This is a genomic window from Bacillus sp. es.034 (assembly GCF_002563655.1).
Lineage (GTDB): Bacteria > Bacillota > Bacilli > Bacillales > Bacillaceae_B > Rossellomorea.
On record NZ_PDIY01000001.1, the window covers coordinates 400,315 to 421,061 of the forward strand.

The following is a 20,747-nucleotide window of genomic DNA, read 5'->3' on the forward strand; positions in this document are numbered from 1 at the left end:
TTCACTTCACCCCTTCGTTATTCAAAATGACTTCCAGAGCTCCAACGAATCGTTTATTATCCTCTTCTGTTCCAACCGTGACCCTGACCGTGTTCGGGTATCCGAGAAGCGTTCCTGAACGGACGACAAGACCCTCTTTTACAAGTTCATGGGAGACCACGTCCCCATTCAATCCTGTGTCCACCATGATAAAGTTGGATTGAGAAGGGAAATAGGATAAGCCCATCCGGTCGAATTCCCCCTCCAGATAATGACGACCCTGTTCGTTCTTATGGGTGCACTCCCTTATAAATGCCTGATCTTCCAGGGCAATGATCGCCGATTTCTGGGCAACGGTATTCACATTGAAGACATCCTTCACTTTACGGAGCTGTTCAGCAATCTCCTCGTTCATGACCCCGAACCCGACCCTTAACCCGGCCAGCCCATAAATTTTTGAAAATGTCCTAAGGACGATGAGATTTTCGAAGGCAGGCATAACCGGCAGGGTTTCTAAATAATCATCGGTTGTCACATACTCCATATAAGCTTCATCCACCACCACGAGAACGTGGGATGGGACACTTTCGATGAACTCCAGGAGTTCTCTTTTCCCTACGATGGTCCCCGTTGGATTATTGGGATTACATACAAAGATCAGTTTTGTTCTTGAAGTGATATGGTCAAGCATCCCCTGTAAGTCATGGGTACCTTCTACGAGCGGGACAATGACAGGTGTGCCCCCCTCTAACAATACATTGGTCTGGTACCTCGGAAACGTCACGTCGGCCATGATCGCCTCGTCTCCACTGCTTAAATAGGCCCTCGTCAACAGACGGATCACTTCATCCGATCCGTTCCCGAATACGAGTTGTTCTTTCGGAACGCCCAGGAATGCTGAAACTTTTTGACTCAGATCCACCGCAGCCCCGTCGGGATATAAAAACAAGTCGCTTCCGTTTTCTTTAAACCACTCTTTCACTTTCGGGGAGCAGCCATATATATTTTCATTTTCTGATAATTTTCTGATGGAGCTGAGTCCATGTTCCTTCTTTAAATCCAGAAGCGTTTTCCCCAGCACATATGGAGCGATATGTGTGACCGCTTCCCTTGTTTTGAACTTCAATGTCATACATATACCCTCGCCTTCCTCATGGATGAAGGGGGTTGACTCATGTGTTAGCTTATCTTCCCGTTAAAATATGTACCTGCAATCCGTACGATATTCAGCGTAGAAGCAGCTAATCTCTTCATGAGTTAACCCCCTGACCGGTCCTTTGACCCCCGTTATATATATTCTATCTATCTATTTTTTATAGGTTCCCTCTGCGCTCCTGTTCGCGTTCGATGGATTCGAATAGGGCTTTGAAGTTTCCTTCGCCGAATCCCCTCGCCCCTTTACGCTGGATCACTTCGATGAATAGAGTCGGACGATCCACGATCGGCTTCGTGAAAATTTGAAGAAGATACCCTTCGTCATCCCTGTCTACTAAAATATTCAACTCTTTGATTTGCGAAATCTCTTCATCGATTTCACCTACACGCTCTGAGAGCATTTCGTAGTAGGAATCAGGAGTGCTCAAGAACTCCACTCCATTTTCCTTCAGGATCCCGACTGTCTTCACAATATCCTCTGTCAGGATGGCAATATGCTGCACTCCCGGTCCACCGTAGAACTCAAGATATTCCTGGATTTGTGATTTGCGCTTCCCTTCAGCAGGTTCATTGATCGGGAATTTGATGCGGCCGCCGTTATGCATGACCTTGGACATCAGGGCAGAGTATTCTGTTGTAATGTCTTCATTCGTGAAATGACGCATTTCCTTGAAGCCCATTACTTTTTCGTAGTATTCCACCCACTCTTCCATGCGCTCCACGTTACCGACGACGTGGTCGACAGCGATGATGCCGGCGTCTTCATTTTTAAGCGCGGTATCATATTTTTCAAAGCCAGGCATGAAAATCCCTTTGTAATCCTTACGTTCCACAAGTGTATGGATCGTATCCCCATATGTACCGATCACGGCTTTCTTCACTGTTCCATTATCATCTTCCAGTGTTGAAGGAGGCATGATTTCAATCGCACCCCGTGCCACTGCCCCGGTGTAAGCCTTTTCAACATCATCCACGACAAGTGCGATGTCTTTGACGCCGTCTCCGTGTTTCTTCACGAATTGGGATACCCGGCTTCCTTCATGCAGACTTCCTGTAATGAGCAATCGCACCTTGTTTTGTTGCAGTACATAGGATACCGTGTCACGATTGCCTGTTTCGAGCCCTGAATAGGCAACGGTCTTAAATCCGAATGCTGTACAGAAGAAGTGGGCTGCCTGCTTTGCATTACCTGTATAATATTCTAAATAATCGACATCCCTTACCGGGAAGACCTCTTCTACCTTAACCTGCTTTTTTGCCACGTTCTCTTGCATATTAACCCCTCCATTAAACGTAAGTATATTCTGAATATTATATTAAATCGTTTTATATAACTTCTCAAGAATGGCTAGTAAAGCTTAAACGCTTCTCTGTGATGAAGTCCGTCCCTCTTTTCATCTCACTGGTTCCTTTTTTCTGGGAGGCATATGGACGGCGTCCCCCTTTAAACCTTCGACCGCTTCGAGCATGGTCTCATTCATGCTGGGGTGGGGATAGAGTGGAAAGCGAAAGTCCTCATCCCTCGCTGCCATTTCGAGTCCCATTACACCTGCAGTGATCAGCTCAACCACACCCATTCCCATCATATGAATACCAAGGATCACATCCGTTTCACTGTCTGACACGACTTTGACGAATCCGTCCTTCTCCTCTGTGAGCTGGGCGTACCCATTTCCCCTGACAGGGTTCTCACTCACCGTGACGTAATAGCCCTCCCTCTGCGCTTCCTCTTCTGTAAGGCCGGCATATGCAATCGGAGGAATCATCTGCACCACCGTAGGCACAAACCGCAGATCCACCTCTACCGGAAGTCCCGCCATGGCCTCTGCCGCCGCCTTCCCCTGCTTGATCGCCTTCACTGCGAGGGACGGACCTTCCGTCACATCCCCGATCGCCCAAATATGGGGAATGGAGGTCCGTCCCTCAGGATCTGTCTGGATATATCCCTCTACGGTTGTCTCTATACGAAGGCGGTCCAGACCGAGATCTGATAGATTGGGTTTTACTCGGCCGCTCACGACAAAGTGAGAACCTTCGATGGAGACCGTCTCTCCATCTTCTTTTTCGAGCTCTGCAATGACATGTCCGTCCCTCTCACAGGCCTTTGTCAGTACGCACTGTTTGACGACACTGATTTTCTGTTTTTTTAATTGCCTGGACAGTTCTTTGGAAAGGGCGTTATCCATTGCCAATTCTTCACTCAGGATTAACGTGACCTGACTTCCCAATATGCAGAATACGGACGCAATCTCCAGTGAAATATAATCTGCACCATACATGATCAGTTCCCGGGGGATCTCCTCCAGCTCAAAAACCTGTCTTTCCTTCAGGACCGTATCATCATTGAAGATGATTTCATCCGGATAGTGAAAGTCTCCCCCTGTTGCGACAATCGCCTCTTTAAAGTTAAAGAGACTGAACTCATGTCCGTTTTCAACTCCGATTCGGGATTCTGACAGAAATGAAGCCGTCCCTTTTATGATTTCAACCTTGTTTGCTTTACAGAGGGATTCCACACCGGTCCGGAGCTGGTTGATTTTTTTATTTTTATAGTGTTGAAGAGTCGCAAGGTTTGCTTCTACTTCCCCAAACTCCATCCCCATCTCCTTCAGATGCTTCGTCTTTTTGAATTCCTGGGCAAAATGGGTGAATACCTTTGATGGGATGCAGCCTTTATTCAAACAGGTGCCCCCCAGATCCTCCCGTTCGATCAGCGTGACCTGTCTACCGAGGCCGGCTGCCCTGATGGCTGCGTGATAGCCTCCGGGACCCCCTCCGATGACAATGACGTCTTTTTCTTCTGTAATTTCTCCCACTACCATTTACATCAACTCCAAAAGCATGGATTGAGGCTCTTCAATCAAATCTCTCAAACGATTGGTAAACGTCACGGCCGTCCCGCCATCGGCCACCCTGTGATCAAAGGACATGGATACATTCATCATGGAGCGGACGACAATGTCATCGTGTTCGTTCACCATCGGACGCTTCTTCGTTTTGTGAAAGGCGATGAGGGCTACTTCCGGCTCGTTAATGATCGGGGTCGCCCCGATCGAACCGTTCAACGGGCCGACATTGCTGACCGTGAAGGTACCTCCTTTGATTTCTTTCATTGCAAGCTCGCCTTCCTGCGCCTTGACGGTGAGTGCTTTCATTTCAGCCTGGATTTCTTTCATCGTCTTTCCTTCCACCCCTTTGATGACAGGAACGATCAGACCTTCATCCGTGTCGACTGCGATACCGATATTATGGTGTGACTGAAGCTCGACGCATTCTTCCTCTTCATTGAGGCGGGCATTGAAGATCGGGAACTCTTTTAAACAAACAGAAAGGGCTTTGATAAAAAACGCGCCCATGGAAACGGACTGACCGTTTCTTTTCATCGTCTCTTTCCAGATTAATAGATTCGTCACGTCGATTTCTTCAAAATGGGTGCAGTGAGGGATGGTTCTGAGTGACTGTGACATTTTGGAAGCAATCTGTTTTCGTCTCCCCCTGAAAGGGATGGTCTCCCGCATAGTTTCTGCTGGCTTCACTTGAGCAGCAGGTACACGTTCCTCTTCACGTTTTGGAGGTCCCCCTATTTCGCTTTTCATATAGAGGAGAACATCTTCATCGACGATTCTTCCCCCTGCCCCTGAACCGACCACTTCGTCGATATTGACCCCATTTTCCCTTGCGATTTTTCTCGTATACGGGGAAGCAAGGATCCTCTTTTTCTTCAAGACCTGAGTCGTTTGGGGAACGGCACGTCGGCTTTCACCCCTGCTTTCCTTTTCCATCAAAAGAACCGTGGATCCAACGGGGATCGTTTCCCCTTCACTTACGGTGAATTCCTTGATCACACCGGAAAACGGTGCCGGGATCTCCGCCGTCATTTTATCTGTTTGTACCTCTACAAGTGGTTGATCCGCTCTCACCACATCCCCCACTTTCACAAGAAAGTGATTGATATTGGCTTCGGTCATCCCTTCCCCGATATCATGAAGCTTAACTTCCATGGACTCCCTCCTTGTCTAATAGCGTGCCACTTTCTCCACTGCAGCAAGCACTCGTTTACTGTCAGGCAAATAGAAATCTTCAAATCCAAAATACGGAACAGGCGTATCGAATCCTGTTACGCGCTCTGTAGGCGCTTTTTGATATAAAAAGGATTTGTCATTGATGATCGCAAGCACATCATTTCCAACCCCACCGGTTGCATGGGCTTCGTGGACGATGACGGTTCTCCCGGTCTTCTGGACAGAGTTCGAGATGAGATCCTTATCAAGGGGATAGAGAGTTCTAAGGTCAAGGACCTCGCAGGAGATGCCTTTATCCGCCGCTTCCTTCGCTGCGTCCTCGGCTATCTTCACCATCGCACCCCAAGCAATGATCGTGACATCCTCACCCTCTGTCACAACCTTGCCCTTCCCGATTTCCACCGTGTACTTCTCTTCCGGCACTTCCTCTTTGGAAGAACGGTAACATCTCATGGGCTCAAGGAACAGGACGGGATCGGGGTCTTCAATCGCCGCAATCAGAAGACCTTTGGCATCATACGGTGTTGCCGGACAAACAACCTTGATTCCCGGCATATGAGTGAAGAGTGCCTCTGTGCTATCGGAATGGATTTCCGGTGCCCGGACCCCGGCCCCATAGGGAGCCCTGATGACCAATGGACAGGTGAAAGACCCGAGTGTGCGTGCACGTATTCTGGAAGCATGGGTCATGATTTGTTCATATGCCGGGTAGATGAATCCTAAGAACTGGACCTCCGTCACCGGGCGGAATCCATTCAATCCCATCCCGATGGCGGCACCGATAAAGCCGGCTTCACTTAAGGGTGTATCAAGCACCCGGTCTTCGCCGAATTCCTGTTGCAGGCCGTCAGTCGCCCGGAACACTCCCCCGTTCGTCCCGATATCCTCACCCATCAACAGGACGTCCTCGTTTTCCTGAAGCATCACTCTCATCGCATCCGTGATGGCCTGAACCATCGTCAATGTCTTCATTTTCGTTAAGGTGCTCATTCTATTCACCTCTCAATTGCTCAAGGAGCTTTTCTTTTTGTTCCTGGATCGTCCACGTCGGGGTGGCAAACACATAATCGAAGATCAAACTCGGATCCGCGGCTGGATAAGCTTCCAGTTCGTCGACGGCTAGGTCCACTTCCTTCGCACATTCCTTTTGGACAGAAGTCGTCCATTCCGCGTCAAGCCAGCCCCTCAGCTTCATGTATTTTGTTAAACGATCGACAGGGTCATTATCTTTACGCCTGGACTCGCTTTCCTGCTGGTTACGGTACTTCGTCGGATCGTCGGCTGTCGTATGGGCACCATATCTCCATGTTACCGATTCGATCAAGGTAGGTCCGTCCCCCTTCCTTGCACGCTCCAGTGCTTTCAATGTTTCAAAATAAACGGCAAAAATATCATTGCCGTCGATTCGGACGCTTGGGATGTCATAGGCAAGCGCTTTCTGGGCAATGGTCTTCGTCTTCATTTGCTTATGCATGGGGACAGATATGGCATATTGATTATTTTGATTGAAGAAGACGACCGGAGCCCCCCACACGCTTGCCAGATTCAATCCTTCATGAAAGTCGCCCTCAGAAGTGGCGCCGTCACCGAAATAGACAATCGCGGCATTCCGGGTTCCTTTTCTCTTTTCAGCAAAAGCCGCGCCCACCGCATGTGGAAGCTGAGTCGCAATCGGGATGCCTGGAGTGAAGATGTTCTTCCCTTCAGGAGGGACACACCCTTCATTCCTCCCTTTCCAGAAAAGAAGGATATGAAGAAGCGAATGTCCGAATGTCATGGTTGCGCCATGATCGCGGTAGGACGGGAATAACCAGTCTTTTTCCTGCAGGGCAAGGGCGCTCCCCACCTGGGATGCCTCCTGTCCTTCATACGGTGCATACGTTCCGATCCGGCCCTGACGCTGCAGGCTGACGGCTTTACGATCGAAGGTGCGAATCCTGATGAGATGCCGGTAAAACGTGCGGGCCAAATCCTCTGAAATATCCTTTTCATATTCACTTTGAACCAGTTGTCCTTCCTCGTCCATGACTTGGACCAGTTGAAATTCCTCGATCATTTCATCACCTCGTGTGGGGCATTATTGTTGGAGATTCGGGATAATGCTTTTATGATATTGCCTGGATTTACGTTCTCACCGACCACTTCGGGCGCTTCGCATGGGAGAAGAAGCTGTTTCTTCTCGTACGTGCATGGATCCGATCCTCGCAGAAACGATTGGCTGCTTCCACCGTGGTCATGTGCTCGTTTTCCGATTGCAGATAGATGTTTTGAAGGCTATTGTAGATGGCACTCGTCTTTTGAAGGACCCGTTCTTTGTTCGGCTCATATAATTCGTCCGCCACCTGGATCAGTCCGCCGGCATTGACGATGTAGTCAGGTGCGTACAGGATTCCTTTTTCGTGCAGCATCAGCCCATGAGTAAGATCTAATAGCTGATTATTGGCAGAACCCACGACCGCCTTCACTTTCAACTGATCCACCGTGTGATCGTTGATGACTCCCCCGATGGCACATGGCACGAAGACATCCGCATCGACAGAATAAATCTCTTCTCCCGAGACGACCTTTATGGCCGCACCCATGTTCTTCGCTTTTGCAACCAATAGATCGATGGATTTCTGACTGATATCCGTTACGTACAGATCTGCTCCCTCTTCCAGCAGTCGCTCTGCTACTTTAAACCCGACTTTCCCGAGACCTTGAATGGCGTAGCTTTTTCCATGAAGGTCCTTACTGCCCCAGACGTTTTGGTTTGTCGCCTGCAGCCCATAAATTACGCCCATGGCTGTCGGGATGGATGAATCACCGCTCCCACCGTACTCTTCATTGACGCCGACGATACAATTTGTTTCTTTTAAGGCATAAACGAAATCTTCCGGCGTGGTCCCCATATCCGTCCCTGTATAAAATCGTCCGTTAAGGGATTCAACGAATTGACCGAAGGCACGGAACAACTCCGGATGTTTATCTTTTTCCGGATCTCCGATAATGACCGCCTTCCCCCCACCGAAGTCCACGTCGGCAGCCGCACATTTATACGTCATGCCTTTGGATAGGCGCAGGACGTCTTCAAGGGCTTCATCCACTGATGCGTAAGGTCTCATCCGGCATCCGCCAAGAGCAGGTCCCAGAGTGGTATTATGTATGGCGATGATGGCTTTAAGCCCTGTTTCTTCATCGTTGCAAAATACGACTTGTTCATGGTTCTGTATTCTCTGGAACATATCCATTTCATTTCCCCCTACAAGCTCTCTGTTTGTAACCGCTTTCAATTTAGTCGATACTTTAGACACTGTGCTTCCTCCTTTTACTGCTCACTTCATAAATGGATCTAGCTCTCTTTTATTCTTTCGTTAATTTTCTCTTTCGGTAATACCACTTGCTTCACTTCACCTTTTCCAATGAGTCTGCCATTCTCTCTTTCTCTGACAGTCACTTCGGTCACGATGACGTTTCGTTCATATTCAATAACGTTCGCTCTAATTTCAAGAAGGGAACCTGTTTTCGCCGGAGCCATATGCTCCACGTTCACCTTTGCCCCCATTCCTTCTTCGTGATCTTCCAAATAGGGTAGAATGCCTTTCCTGGATGCCCACTCCATGTGATACACCATCGACAACGTTGAATACACGGGATGCACCACGTTTCCTTCAAACTGGGCATACATGCCGGGGGTGACTTCAGTCGTAATGATGGCGGTATGTCCTACTGCTAATCCAGACTTCATTGCTTTCCCCCTTTAAACCAACGAATCATACATTTTTATATAACGTTAATTCAACGATATAATAACATTTTGTTTTATAAATAGTCAATAAATTGTTAAAATATTTAAAATATTATATTAATATAAGTTATTCATAGGGACGCAAAAAAGCAACGGAACCAAAGTCCCGTTGCTTTTTACAGAAGGTTGTTTATTTTTTTATCAGCCTATGAAAGAAGTGCCCGGTCACTTGCCAGTTGACTGCCGCGGATCCTCTGGAATTCATGGAGCAGTCCTTCGACGGTGAGATGCTTCTTCTGTTCTTCATTCACTTCCAGGATGATCTGCCCCTTATCCATCATGATCAAGCGGTTCCCGAGATCCAGGGCCTGCTGCATATTATGGGTGACCATCAATGTAGTGAGCTTGGACTTCTCCACAATCTCTTTTGTCAGGTTCGTAATCAGATCCGCACGGGCCGGATCAAGGGCAGCCGTATGTTCATCCAGCAACAGGATCGATGGCTCTGTGAAGGTCGCCATCAAGAGCGATAGGGCCTGCCGTTCTCCACCTGACAATAATCCCACCTTGGCATTCAGACGGTTTTCAAGTCCAAGATGAAGGGTTTCAAGTACTTCTTTAAAGAACACTCTCCGTTTCTTCGTGACCCCCATCCTGAAGGTCCTCGTCCGGTTGCGTGAATACGCCATGGCCAGGTTCTCTTCTATGGTCATGGATGGCGCCGTCCCTGCCATGGGATCCTGAAACACGCGGCCGATCAGCTTTGAACGTTTATATTCTGAAACCTTCGACACCTCGTGATCATCGATCAGCACATTGCCGATATCAGGTATCAGCACACCTGAAACGATATTCATCAATGTGGATTTCCCGGCTCCGTTACTCCCGATGACCGTCACGAAATCACCTGGTTTCAGAGAGAGCTGAATATCATCAAGGGCGATTTTCTCATCGGGTGTCCCTTCATTGAATACTTTATGAATTCGATTTAATTGTAACACCGCCATCACCCTTTCTCTCTGAAATCGGCGTTTGGTTTACCCGTTCCGCCATTCGCTGCGCCTTCCGTTTCTTATCCTTGTAACGATCCATCACCTTAGGCATCACAAGTGCCAGAATGACGATGGTCGCCGTGATCAGTTTCATATCTCCCGTTTCAAGGAAGTCGACACGAAGGGCCATGGAAACGACCAAACGGTAGATAATCGCCCCACCGATAACGGCTAAGGTCGTACGGGCAATCGTCTTCGTTCCGAATAATGCTTCACCAATGATGACAGAAGCGAGCCCGATGATGATCATCCCGATCCCCATTCCGACGTCGGCAAAACGGCTGTACTGGGCGATCAGGGCACCGGATAGTGCCACCATCCCATTCGAGATCCCCAGCCCGAGAATGATCATCAGATTCGTATTGGCAGAGAAGCTGCGGATCATCCGTTGATTATCCCCTGTCGCTCTCAGCGCCAACCCGATTTCCGTTTTCAAAAATGCGTCTGTCAAAAATTTGATCATAAGCGTAATGATCGTCATGACAAATAGAATGCTCCATGTTCCCGGAACTGGTTCCCCAAGCCCGATGGCCGTCCATACTTTATTAAGGGCGGCATCGATTCCCAGAGGGGACCAGAATCCTTCTATCCCTGTAAACGCAGTATCCTGACTGAGCAGGGGTACATTCGATCTCCCCATGATCCGGAGATTGATGGAATAAAGGGCGATCATCATCAAGATCCCTGATAATAAGGCATTAATTTTACCAAACGTATGAAGTAAACCTGTTATACATCCTGCTATAAATCCGATCACTATCGCCGTAATCGTTGCGATGACGGGGTTTACGCCACTGACGATCATGGTTGCAGCGACAGCAGCCCCTGTTACGAAGCTGCCATCGACTGTTAAATCAGGAAAATCCAATATCCGAAAGGACAGATAGACTCCGAGGGCCATAATAGCGTAAATGATTCCAGATTCAAAGGATGCGAATATTGCTGTTGGCACGAATCATCATCCCTTCCTATTTTTCTTCGATAAACTTCCCAAGATCTGACCAGGCTTCCTGTACTTCCACACCTTGTTCTTCAGCTGCCGCTTTATTGAACATCAACTCGAAGTTTTCCGGAGCCTGTACAGGGATTTCAGAAGGCTTTTTCTCTCCTTTTAAAATCTTCACCGCCATCAAGCCAGTTTGGTAACCAAGATCTTCATAGTTGAATCCACTCGCTGCAATGGCTCCTTTTTTCAATGAATCGAGTTCACCTACAAATAGAGGAATATCCTTTTCATTCGCTACCGTGATGACAGACTCAAGAGCTGACACGACTGTGTTATCTTTCGGGATGTAAAGGGCATCGACCCTTCCCACCATGGATTCAGTGGCCTGCTTCACATCTGCAGACGTTGAAACCGTTGCTTCCACCACTTCCACGCCTTTTTCCTTCGCCAGCTTATTCACTTCAGCTACCTGCACCACAGCATTTTGCTCACCGGAATTATATACGATCCCGATCTTCTTCGCTTTCATTTCATCCGTAATAAAGTGGAGTGTCTTTGAAATCGCTTCTGGGTGAGTATCCGTCGTACCTGTTATATTCTCACCCGGCTCGTCAAATGACTTGACCAACTCAGCACCGACAGGATCAGTGACAGAGGTGAATACGATTGGAATGTCTTTTGTTGCATTCAGGGCAGTTTGTGCACTTGGGGTTGAGTTTGCAAAGATGAGGTCTACGCCGTCCCCGACAAAGTTCTTCGCGATGCTTTGTGAGTTACTTTGATCTCCTTGAGCGATTTGAACATCATATTTAACGTTTTCGCCTTCCTCGAAACCGTTTTCACTAAGAGCTTTCTTGAAACCTTCAAAAGCCGCATCCAATGATGGATGTTCCACAATCTGGGTTACCCCGATGACATATTGCTTCTCACCATCTCCACCGCCGGAACTCTTATCACTACCACATCCTGATAGAATCAGCATTCCACATAACATAGAGATCACAACAAGTAATAAACTCTTCTTCTTCACAGAAATCCCCCTTTTTCTCTTCCTGATATATGATCAGTAGTCTACAAGACTAGCAAATCCAATATGATAAAAATATGAATGAACGTAAATACAACGTTATATTATCACTCCTGTCACAAAATAGTCAATAATATTCCGAAAATTTAAAAATTAATACTAGTATAGTCGGTCTTGGGTGGAATATCTAGAGGAAGTTGAGGAAAATTTTTGTGCAATAGCTTCCTGACATGAGGATAGAAACTGTGAAGGGGATCTGTTGAACGTGTGCGACTTTGTGGACTCCACCAAAAAAAGCGCTCACCCTGCAAGGGCAAACGCTTAGGAAAACCTCAATCTATTAAGATTGCATTCCATAACTGGAAAGCTCTATAAAAATCCTGTGTGCATCATTCACCATTCTTTCCAGAAGCTCCTCTACCGTCGGAATATCCGCCACAAGTCCGGACACCTGCCCGCCGTTTATGAAGCCCTGATCCAACTTTCCTTCAAGTGCGCCAATCCGGTGATGGTCCTCGGATGTCATGTGGTTGAATTCATCAGGAGCAACCCCCTCCCGCTCTTTTTGAAGCAGCCCATCTGCATAAGGTGTCTTCATCACACGTCTCACCCTGCCGACAGAACGTCCGACAATGACCGTGCTATCGTCCTTTGCATTCACCAGGGTAGATTTATAGTTTTCATGAAAAGGAGCTTCCTTGGTCGCGATGAACCGCGTCCCCATTTGCACTCCGCTCGCACCAAGGGCAAGCATGGAAGCAAGTCCCCGTCCATCGCCAATCCCTCCTGCAGCAACCACCGGAATCTTTACAGCATCCACAAGCTGGGGAATAAGAGCCAGAGTGGTCGTTTCCAGATTGGAGTTGATCCCGGCGGCTTCATATCCTTCCGCGACGATCACATCCGCTCCTGCCTCTTCCGCTTTCTTTCCCTGTTTTTTCGAAGCGACGACACAGATCACCTTGACGTTGTGTTCATGAAAATAGGGAATGAGCGGAGATGGATTTCCTGCTGATAAGGAAACGATCGGTATCCCGTGCGTCACCACTAAGCGAACCATTTCTTTCAAATGCGGCGTGATGGAAATTGGAATGTTCAGGGCGAAAGGCTTACTGGTCTTCTTTTTCGTTTCAACAATGATCCCTTCCACTTCCTCCACACCCATGGTCCCGACTCCGATCGTACCAAGTGCCCCGGCTTCAGAGATTGCCGCCGTCAACGGGGCATTACTGATGTTCCCCATTCCCCCTTGAATGATTGGATATTTTATATGTAAGGCGTTCGTTAGGTTATTCATTATAATCCCCCTTCGTTAAATTCATGTTATACTTTTTGGAATTATTGGACAAGAGTAATTGTTATTTCCACTAATTTGAATTTATTGTTGACAATTTATTCCTAAACACATATTCTATAATCAGCTACTTTGCAAAGCAAGGTAGCTGATTAATCATCCAGTATCTTGTAATGCAAGACACTAGAAGAGGGGGATTCATATCATATGTCTATCCGCAGTCAGCTATTAAAGGGTATATTAGATGGTTGCGTTCTTTCAGTAATTGATAAAGAACCGGTCTACGGATATGAACTTTCAAAAAAACTGCAGTCTTCAGGATTACAGGATGTGAGCGAAGGGACTATATATCCAGTATTACTACGGCTCCAGAAAAATAATTTGATCCGCGGGGAAATGCAGCCCTCAGAATCCGGACCTAACCGAAAGTACTACTATTTAACAGAAGAAGGGCATTCAACACTCTCTGATATATCACGGGAATGGGAACAAATCGTATCACCAGTGACAACATTGTTAATAAGGGGGAATCATGATGGTTGAAGCAAAGCAATTAATTGAATTGAACAATCAGAAACGAACAAGTTTGTCCGAAGAGAATGAAAAGTACTATTCTGACTTTCTAATATACATGCGTCTTCAGCTTACATTGTCAGAGCAGCAGACCGAGGAAATATTAATGGAAATTCTGGATCATATTATTGACGGGCAACGTGAAGGAAAAACAGCCAGAATGATTTTAGGGGAAGATCCCAAGGCTTACGCTGACGATATCATTGAACAGCTTCCCTTCGAAAAGAAAAGAAGCATTGCTACATTCATAGCATCATTAGCTTTGAATTTATTCGCATACTTTTTGTTGACTCGTGGACTTTTATTATTGATAGGTCCAATGTTTAAGGAAATAAGCAATGAAATTTATCCAGTAACATTCTCCATCCTTGCTTTTCTTATATTCTGCTCAAGTTTAATTGGAGTAAAGATTATCTTCTCTATCATTAAAAAATCCTTGTTCAAAGAGAAGCAAACCCCTATCAAAGACTCCATCAAGGCAGGAACAATGGGCATGATATCAATGGGGATCATTATTTGCAGTATCTACTTCCTGCCTAATATCGGTCCTTCATTCATGTTTCCTTGGTATGCTTCACTAATTACAGGTGCGTTGCTTTTAGCACTCTCTTATTTTCTGAAAAAATAGAGGTCCGTCCCTCAAAAAAAGAGTGGCAAAACTTCTGTCATTTCCAATGCCGTTTTGATGACCTGTTTTATTGATTGCTATTAGCTGGGCAGGATACGCCTGCTTATGAGTCCGCACTTATCGGTAGGGTAATCAGATTAGCACCAGTGCCGATAAATAGACGGAAAAATTCCGCTTAACCCTTAATGAATAGGTAAAAAGGGCTGAAATAGAGGGAAAAATTCCGCCTAATTGACTTAAAAAATACAAAAATGGATAAATTTTTCTCGCACAAGCGGAAAAACTCCGCTTATTTATCCCAAAACAAGTTCTACTCTGATTGTAACCGGAAAAACTCCGCTTACTTAATATTGCTGCCTCTCCAATAAAGGGCAAAATATCTTTTTTAAATCCACCGCACCAAAATTATGTACCTAAGGTTTTTATATTCCTAATAAAGAAACTCGCCAAATTTACTACGGCGAGTTTTACTTATTTATACCAATCATGATACTACCTCAACTGGCATTTTCGACACATCATTTTTTATTTAATCACTTCAAACCGGCAGGTGTTTTTTTCAATCAAGCAATAATGGATGTGTCATCACGTTATAGCTCACATCTTTGTTCTTTAGTTCGTTTCCATCTTCAAATACACTTTCAAAGAAACGGGATGCGGGTTCGGCGAGTTCTTTGTAGTATTCTCCGAACAAAGTGGCTGCGTGTGCTCCGAGCCATTTTTCAGGCAGGAGTTCTTCCGGCAGGCCCGGATCGACGAAGAGGAATTTCCGGTATTCATGGACGAGCTTCGTTCTTTCCACGAAACATTCGGCGTCGCTCATTTGCCCTTTACTGATTTTACTTTTATCAATCATGTATTGTTGACTGTACCGGGAAATGAATTCCTGGTATCGGTCATTGATTTCGTTCAGGTCCCAGCTCTTTTCTATCAACCGTTGATTGTCATTCGGACCTTTATGTTCAGCAATGAAGAAATCGACGTACTCTTTAATCTCGTACTTATCGATAAGGGATTTCACCTGCTTCTCCAGGTTGTTGGGAGAAATCCACGTACTCGTCGACAGTGTTCCAAATCCGCTCCAAACCAGCTCTTTTCTCAGCTCATCACGGATACTCCTGATCTCTTCAGGAATGGAGTACATGAGGATCCTCCATTTACCGTCCCATTGCTCAGGTTTCAGCTTAAATATCCTGTTTGCCGCTTCTTCCATGCGGACCTCACCGCGTTCAGTCAGGGAGTAATAGCTTTTGTTCCCTTGCTTCTCCGCCTGGACCCATCCCTGCTTGTTCATCCGGGAAATTGCGGCACGGACGGCCTGATCATTATGACCGAATTCATTCAGCAGGCGAATCAAACTGCCGATCCAAATTTTATTTCCGTAATGGCGAATGTAGTCCCCGTATAGTGTAAAGATCATTGATCTTGTATTCATCGCTGCCTCTCCTTTTATCCTATCGCATTCATTTATGACGTTAATTTTACGTTTAATTAATATAATATCACAAACATTCCGTTGAAATAAATGAATATTCTTTATCTTAAATGATAAAATAAAAAATCAGGCCCCAAAGAGCCTGTCCCTCAATGATACACCCTCAACATCTCCAGCATCTTCACAAAGTCATACGTGTTCACAACCTTGTCCTTGGACCAGTTTGCCTCGATCCAATGTACAAGCTCCTCCTGACTGTTGAACACTTCCCCGCTCGTGTCCGCCTTCCTGATCATAAATCTGCCGTTATCTTCATCTGCGACGACAAGACAAGGAATCTCACTTTCGACTGTCATGATCTCAAATTCCATCTTTATCACCTCACGTCTATCCTTTCTAAAAAGGAAACCTCTTAATCACCAAAAGCCCTGCAAAAACAGGGCACTTACGATTCAATATTTTCAACAAGGGTCGCGATTCCCTGACCTACTCCGATGCACATAGTGGAGAGGCCGTATCGTACTTTCCTTTTCTTCATTTCATAGAGAAGGGTGGTAAGGATACGGGCTCCACTTGCCCCGAGGGGATGGCCGAATGCAATGGCTCCCCCGTTGACGTTGACGATTTCCTCGTTCAGTCCAAGTTCACGGATGCAGGCGAGGGATTGGGCCGCGAAAGCTTCATTCAGCTCCACCAAGCCGATCTGATCAAGGGCGAGGCCTGAACGCTTCAGGACCTTCTGTGTGGCATAGATCGGCCCCAGTCCCATGACGGAAGGCTCCAGGCCCGCAGTGGCTGACGTCACGTAACGGGCGAGGGGGGGGACGCCTAATTCCTTCGCCTTTTCCCTGCTCATGAGTAAAAGAGCCGATGCCCCGTCATTCACACCGGAAGCATTCCCAGCAGTCACGGTCCCCCCCTGGAATAGGGGCTTAAGTTTCTGCAGCTTCTCACTATTGGTGTCGGGTCTCGGATGCTCATCCATCATAAAGGTGGAGACATTTCCTTTGCGGTCACGAAGCTCCACCGGTACAATCTCTTCTTTGAAACGTTCTTCGTCCATGGCACGCTTCGCCTTCACCTGGCTCCAATAGGCAAAGTGATCCTGTTCTTCACGTGAAATACCGAACTGCTTCGCCACGTTTTCAGCCGTTTCCGGCATGGAGTCGGTCCCGTATTTTTCTTTCAGGCGGGAGTTGACGAAGCGCCAACCGATCGTCGTGTCAAACATTTCCATATTGCCTCTCGGGAATTCTTTTGTAGGCTTGGCCATGACGTACGGGGCACGCGTCATACTTTCGGTTCCGCCTGCAATGAAGACCTCCCCTTCTCCTGCTAAAATGGCCCTTGCTGCATAGTTCACAGCGTCCAGTCCCGATCCGCACAGACGATTGATGGTCGTCGCACCGACTTCGACAGGAAGACCGGCGAGGAGAGTCGACATCCGTGCGACATTCCGGTTATCCTCTCCGGCACCGTTGGCGTTTCCAAGTACCACTTCTTCCATCGTATCGACGGGTACGAGGGGGTTCCTTTCCACAAGGGCTTTTATGACATGAGCCCCCAGGTCATCAGGACGCACTTCTTTGAGTGCTCCTTTATATCTTCCGATCGGGGTCCGTACGGCATCGACAATGACAACCTCTCTCATGATTGGGGCTCCTTTTCTTTTGTTGATGAATAATCATAGACCCCTTTTCCTGATTTTCTGCCAAGGCGGCCTGCCTTCACGTACTTCTCTAACAATGGAGCCGGACGATACTTCTCTCCAAGCTTTTCGTGAAGATACTTTAAATTATTCAGCCGTGTATCCAATCCGACTAAATCACCGAGTTCAAAGGGACCCATTGGGTAATTTAAGCCAAGCTTGATCGCTTTGTCGATTTCCTCTGGAGACCCGAGTCCTTCCTGGAGCATGTAGAAGGCTTCATTCCCGACGAGTGCCGAGATCCTGCTTGTAACAAACCCGGGGAACTCATTGATGACCACTGTTTCTTTTCCCATCAGGCGGGCAACCTGCCCGATGACCTCCGCCGTTTCATCACTTGTTTCCAATCCCCTCACGATTTCGACGAGCGGCATTTTATGTACAGGATTGAAGAAGTGCATGGCAATCACTTTATCCGGCCGTTTCGTAAAGGAGCCGATTTCAGTCGGACTCATGGTGGACGTATTGGTCGCCAGATAGCAATAATCCGGTGCATGGGCATCCAGTACCTCGAATACGCCACGCTTGATGTCTGTTTTTTCCGGAACGGCTTCGATGACCACGTCGGCATCCCTGACGGCAATCGATAGATTCGTTGAATAGCTCAACCCTTCTTTTGCTTCTACATATTCCTGCTGAGTGAGTTTGTTTCTTTCGATTCCCTTCTGGAATAGGAGCTCAATTTCTTCTCTCGCGTGATCCAACTGCTCTTGTTTAATATCAACCAGTGTGGTTCTGAACCCTCCTGTTGCACTTACATAGGCAATCCCTCTACCCATCACACCCGAACCCACTACCACGATATGCTGTGTCATCTTTCATTTCCCCTTTCTTGCAATAAGGGGTTGACCTTGTTAGGACAACCCCTGCTTGATGTTTTTTATACGCCAAATGGATTTAACGGACGGTTTCCGAAGTACGAAATGATACTCTTCGTTTCTGTGTACAGATCAAGCGTCTCCACGCATAGCTCACGACCAAAGCCGGACTGCTTGTAGCCTCCGAACGGAGTACCAGGGAATGCAGAGAACGGACAGTTCACCATGACAATTCCTGCCTGGATCGCTTTGGATACTCTTGTTGCACGCCCATGGTTTTGTGTCCATACGGCAGAACCCAATCCATATTCGCTGTCGTTTGCCAGTTTGATCGCTTCTTTTTCATCCTTGAACTTCATCACGACTACCACAGGTCCGAAGATCTCTTCTTTTACAACCTTCATATCGTGATTTACATCAGTGATGATCGTCGGCTCATACCAGTAGCCGTTTTCGAAGCCTTCCACCTTGGCTGTGCTGCCCCCGGCGAGGATCGTTGCTCCTTCTTCTTTGGCAGATTGGACATATCCATCGATCGTATCCAGTTGCCCCTGGTTGATGATCGCCCCGATATGCGTTCCTTTGTCATGAGGATCAGCAAGTTTCAGCTTCTTCGTCTTCTCAACGAACTTATCCATGAACTCATCGTAAATATCTTCGTGCACATATAATCTGGAACGGGCTTCACAGGATTGCCCTGTATTATAGAAGATTCCGAACAGGGAACCATCCACAGCAGCATCCACATCGGCGTCATCAAAGACGATATTCGGGGATTTCCCGCCTAATTCAAGAGTGACCCTCTTTAATGTTTGGGATGCTTTTTCCATGATGTTCTTTCCGATTGGAGTGGAACCGGTGAAGGCGACTTTATCAACCTTTTCATGCTCCACTAAGTAATTACCGACAGAAGAACCTGCTCCCGGAATGATGTTGACGACCCCTTCGGGTACTCCCGCTTCAATACAGATTTCACCTAGTACAATGGCAGTCAGAGGAGTAAGAGTTGCTGGTTTCACGACGACCGAGCAGCCTGCGGCAATGGCAGGTGCGATTTTCCATGCAGCCATCATAAGTGGATAATTCCAAGGGATGATCTGGGCACAGACACCGACCGGTTCTTTCTCTGCGACGTTTGTGAATTGACCTGGTACGTTATTGACCGTTCCACGGTGACCCACGATCGCGCCTGCATAAAATTCAAAGTCTTCGATTGCCTGCATCACTTGACCTTGTGCCGCGGATAACGACTTCCCGCTGTCCATGATTTCAAGGGATACAAGTTCATTGAAACGGGATCTCATAATGCCTGCAATTTTATTGAGGACACGGGAACGTTTATTGATCGGGAACTTCTTCCATTTACCGAAATCGAATGCATTCCTTGCTGCCTCTACCGCTTTTTCCGCATCTTCTGTTGATGCCAGTGAAACGGTGGCGATTGCCTCACCTGTTGCCGGGTTGTACGTCGTGAAGGTTTCCCCAGACGTGCTTTCCATACGCTGACCGTTGATCACCAATGAATAATGCTCTCTTTTCATTTCAAGGACTTCAAAGCTTTGCTCTTTTACTGTAGACATAACTCCATCTCCTTTTTGATTGAATTATTTTCCGAGAAAGGCTGGTTTTCTTTTCTCCATGAAGGCTGTCACACCTTCGCGATGATCCTGTGTCATGCCTGCGATTCGCTGGGCACATGCTTCTTTTTCCAAGTATTCGTTGAAGGACAGATCCGCACTTCCTTTTAATAAGCGCTTCATCAAGCCGATTGCCTTTGTCGGAATGGAGGCGATCCTTTCTGCGAACGCAGCCGTCTCTCCCTGCCAATCATCAACCGGTACGATTTTCGTGACGAGGCCAAGTTTTTCAGCATCAGTTGCTTTTAACTTCTCTCCGAATACGGCAAGCTCCAGTGCTTTCGCGTATCCCACAATCTTTGATAAGTAGTAGAGATTTCCTGAATCCGGAACGAGTCCGACATGCACGAATGCCTGTACGAAGCTCGCTTTATCTGACACGATCCTGAAATCACATGCAAGTGCCAGACTGAATCCCGCTCCTGCAGCCACTCCATTGACAGCGGCGATGACAGGTTTTTCACACTGTTCGATTTCCTTCACCATCGGTCCGTAGTTATTCCGCAGCACTTCTCCGTGATCCATATCTTCATCCACTTCACTCAGATCCTGCCCCGAGCAAAAGGCCCTGCCTTCCCCTGTGATGACGATGGCCCTGACGTCTTCATTTCGCGAGGAATCCTTCACAGCCTTTTGGATTTCCAGATTGAGTTGGCGGATAAAGGCATTCAATTTATCCGGTCGGTTCAGGGTGATCCAGGCTACGTTATTTTTCACTTCATAGGTAATCGTTTCAAACATGCTGC

The 20,747-nt window shown here is 47.1% G+C and carries 20 protein-coding genes; 2 read left to right on the plus strand and 18 right to left on the minus strand.

What is annotated here, in order from left to right:
- Position 1 precedes the first annotated feature (1 nt).
- The 12 genes from hisC to ATG71_RS02100 form a co-directional block, all read right to left on the minus strand.
- The gene (gene hisC, locus ATG71_RS02045) at positions 2 to 1,111 is read right to left on the minus strand and encodes a histidinol-phosphate transaminase (protein WP_098438290.1); all 1,110 of its coding nucleotides are present in this window, start codon (positions 1,109 to 1,111) and stop codon (positions 2 to 4) included.
- A 181-nt stretch (positions 1,112 to 1,292) separates the two neighbouring features.
- Positions 1,293 to 2,408, minus strand: coding sequence for a 4-hydroxyphenylpyruvate dioxygenase (gene hppD, locus ATG71_RS02050; protein ID WP_098438291.1), 1,116 nt, complete (start codon positions 2,406 to 2,408; stop codon positions 1,293 to 1,295).
- Between the two features lie 120 nt (positions 2,409 to 2,528).
- Positions 2,529 to 3,956, minus strand: coding sequence for a dihydrolipoyl dehydrogenase family protein (locus tag ATG71_RS02055; protein WP_098438292.1), 1,428 nt, complete (start codon positions 3,954 to 3,956; stop codon positions 2,529 to 2,531).
- Positions 3,957 to 5,135 (minus strand): dihydrolipoamide acetyltransferase family protein, encoded by a 1,179-nt coding sequence (locus ATG71_RS02060; RefSeq protein ID WP_098438293.1) that lies wholly within the window; start codon positions 5,133 to 5,135, stop codon positions 3,957 to 3,959.
- 15 nt (positions 5,136 to 5,150) lie between these two features.
- On the minus strand, positions 5,151 to 6,146 hold the full coding sequence (locus tag ATG71_RS02065) for an alpha-ketoacid dehydrogenase subunit beta (protein WP_098438294.1): 996 nt from the start codon (positions 6,144 to 6,146) through the stop codon (positions 5,151 to 5,153).
- Between the two features lies 1 nt (position 6,147).
- Complete coding sequence (pdhA, locus tag ATG71_RS02070; RefSeq protein WP_098438295.1) at positions 6,148 to 7,212, minus strand: pyruvate dehydrogenase (acetyl-transferring) E1 component subunit alpha; 1,065 nt, start codon at positions 7,210 to 7,212, stop codon at positions 6,148 to 6,150.
- Positions 7,213 to 7,279: 67 nt separating this feature from the next.
- Positions 7,280 to 8,386, minus strand: coding sequence for a Leu/Phe/Val dehydrogenase (locus ATG71_RS02075; RefSeq protein WP_098441698.1), 1,107 nt, complete (start codon positions 8,384 to 8,386; stop codon positions 7,280 to 7,282).
- A gap of 101 nt (positions 8,387 to 8,487) precedes the next feature.
- Positions 8,488 to 8,883, minus strand: a complete 396-nt coding sequence (locus ATG71_RS02080; protein WP_098438296.1) for a thioesterase family protein — start codon at positions 8,881 to 8,883, stop codon at positions 8,488 to 8,490.
- 206 nt (positions 8,884 to 9,089) lie between these two features.
- Entirely contained in the window at positions 9,090 to 9,884 is a 795-nt protein-coding gene (locus ATG71_RS02085) for an ABC transporter ATP-binding protein (protein ID WP_098438297.1), read from the minus strand.
- Positions 9,859 to 10,887, minus strand: coding sequence for an ABC transporter permease (locus tag ATG71_RS02090; protein ID WP_098438298.1), 1,029 nt, complete (start codon positions 10,885 to 10,887; stop codon positions 9,859 to 9,861). Before ATG71_RS02090 ends, ATG71_RS02085 begins: the two co-directional genes overlap by 26 nt.
- 16 nt (positions 10,888 to 10,903) lie before the next feature.
- Positions 10,904 to 11,875 carry an ABC transporter substrate-binding protein gene (locus ATG71_RS02095; RefSeq protein ID WP_098441699.1) on the minus strand — a complete coding sequence of 324 codons (972 nt, stop codon included), beginning with the start codon at positions 11,873 to 11,875 and terminating at the stop codon, positions 10,904 to 10,906.
- Positions 11,876 to 12,248: 373 nt separating this feature from the next.
- Positions 12,249 to 13,205 carry an NAD(P)H-dependent flavin oxidoreductase gene (locus tag ATG71_RS02100; protein WP_098438299.1) on the minus strand — a complete coding sequence of 319 codons (957 nt, stop codon included), beginning with the start codon at positions 13,203 to 13,205 and terminating at the stop codon, positions 12,249 to 12,251.
- A gap of 204 nt (positions 13,206 to 13,409) precedes the next feature.
- Here ATG71_RS02100 and ATG71_RS02105 point away from each other — a divergent pair, with 204 nt between their 5' ends.
- Together ATG71_RS02105 and ATG71_RS02110 are read left to right on the plus strand one after the other, a co-directional pair.
- Entirely contained in the window at positions 13,410 to 13,745 is a 336-nt protein-coding gene (locus tag ATG71_RS02105; RefSeq protein WP_098438300.1) for a PadR family transcriptional regulator, read from the plus strand.
- The gene (locus ATG71_RS02110) at positions 13,735 to 14,403 is read left to right on the plus strand and encodes a DUF1129 family protein (RefSeq protein WP_286162889.1); all 669 of its coding nucleotides are present in this window, start codon (positions 13,735 to 13,737) and stop codon (positions 14,401 to 14,403) included. The genes ATG71_RS02105 and ATG71_RS02110 overlap by 11 nt, the downstream gene beginning before the upstream one ends.
- A gap of 559 nt (positions 14,404 to 14,962) precedes the next feature.
- Here the strand turns inward: ATG71_RS02110 and paaX are convergent.
- The 6 genes from paaX to ATG71_RS02140 all read right to left on the minus strand — a co-directional run bounded on the left by paaX (position 14,963) and on the right by ATG71_RS02140 (position 20,742).
- The gene (gene paaX / locus ATG71_RS02115; RefSeq protein WP_098438302.1) at positions 14,963 to 15,838 is read right to left on the minus strand and encodes a phenylacetic acid degradation operon negative regulatory protein PaaX; all 876 of its coding nucleotides are present in this window, start codon (positions 15,836 to 15,838) and stop codon (positions 14,963 to 14,965) included.
- 149 nt (positions 15,839 to 15,987) lie between these two features.
- Entirely contained in the window at positions 15,988 to 16,209 is a 222-nt protein-coding gene (locus tag ATG71_RS02120; RefSeq protein ID WP_098438303.1) for a hypothetical protein, read from the minus strand.
- A 74-nt stretch (positions 16,210 to 16,283) separates the two neighbouring features.
- Complete coding sequence (locus tag ATG71_RS02125) at positions 16,284 to 17,489, minus strand: thiolase family protein (protein ID WP_098438304.1); 1,206 nt, start codon at positions 17,487 to 17,489, stop codon at positions 16,284 to 16,286.
- On the minus strand, positions 17,486 to 18,361 hold the full coding sequence (locus tag ATG71_RS02130) for a 3-hydroxyacyl-CoA dehydrogenase (protein WP_098438305.1): 876 nt from the start codon (positions 18,359 to 18,361) through the stop codon (positions 17,486 to 17,488). The genes ATG71_RS02125 and ATG71_RS02130 overlap by 4 nt, the downstream gene beginning before the upstream one ends.
- Positions 18,362 to 18,426: 65 nt before the next feature.
- Entirely contained in the window at positions 18,427 to 19,944 is a 1,518-nt protein-coding gene (locus tag ATG71_RS02135) for an aldehyde dehydrogenase family protein (protein WP_098438306.1), read from the minus strand.
- 24 nt (positions 19,945 to 19,968) lie between these two features.
- Complete coding sequence (locus ATG71_RS02140) at positions 19,969 to 20,742, minus strand: enoyl-CoA hydratase-related protein (protein ID WP_098438307.1); 774 nt, start codon at positions 20,740 to 20,742, stop codon at positions 19,969 to 19,971.
- Positions 20,743 to 20,747: the final 5 nt, after the last annotated feature.